The 761-nt window shown below is 72.1% G+C and carries 1 protein-coding gene; it reads right to left on the bottom strand.

The window, feature by feature from the left end; all coding sequences use genetic code 11:
- Window positions 1-13: 13 nt before the first annotated feature.
- Window positions 14-595, bottom strand: coding sequence for a hypothetical protein (locus ACFW2E_RS34960; protein WP_384472409.1), 582 nt, complete (start codon window positions 593-595; stop codon window positions 14-16).
- Between the last annotated feature and the right edge of the window lie 166 nt (window positions 596-761).

Raw genomic sequence — 761 nt, 5'->3', positions numbered from 1 at the left:
ACCCCTGTTTGTTTCATTGTTGGGGGGTTTGGTTTTTGTTTATCCGACACATACCCGCGCTTGGGGGGCCCCCGCTTCCGCCCCCCCCCCCCACGACGAGGGGACCGAGATCGGCTCCGTCGACGATGCTGTCGGCGGCCGAGTCACGGCCGAGGGGGAGTTCGCGGGGCACGGCAGGGGTGGACGCCTGCGCGGTCGGAGGGACGGCGTCCTCGAATTCCTCCAGGCGGCGCCTGAGCAGCCGCACCTCCGCCTCGGCCGCGGCCTGACCGGCCCGGGTCTCCTTCAACTCCTGCTGGAAGGAGGCATGTTGTGCCGCGGACTGCTCGGCACGGGCCTCGGCCGAGTGCAGGGCGGCGCGAGCCTGTTCCAGGCGGCTTCCGCTCTCGTGGACAGCGCCCAGCAGCCCCGCCCGCTCGTTCCGCCATTCCTCTTGATGTCTGGCCCGGTCGGCCTGGTGAGCCGCGAACTGTTCGGCGCGTTCCGCCTGGGCCGAGCCGCGCAGGGACCGGGCCTGCGCCCGCAGCCGGAGCGCCAGCAGCGCGTTGCCCAGCATGCTCACCGCCAGGAGGACCCCGAGCACCAGCGCTGTCATGCGGCTTCACCGTCTCTTTCGTCTCTTCCGTCTGTGCCGAATCTTCCGTCGAGCAGGCGCAGCAGCCTTCGGGCCGGCGGCCCCCCGGCGCGCGCCTGCACCCGCAGCCAGGCCTCGGCGGGAGCCGTACCCGAAGGCGGCGCTGCCGTCACGTCCTGGGCGGTCC

Source organism: Streptomyces sp. NPDC058964 (assembly GCF_042741275.1).
Lineage (GTDB): Bacteria > Actinomycetota > Actinomycetes > Streptomycetales > Streptomycetaceae > Streptomyces.
Note: the sequence above shows the minus strand (reverse complement) of the source record. Positions and strands in the feature narration are given on the sequence as shown.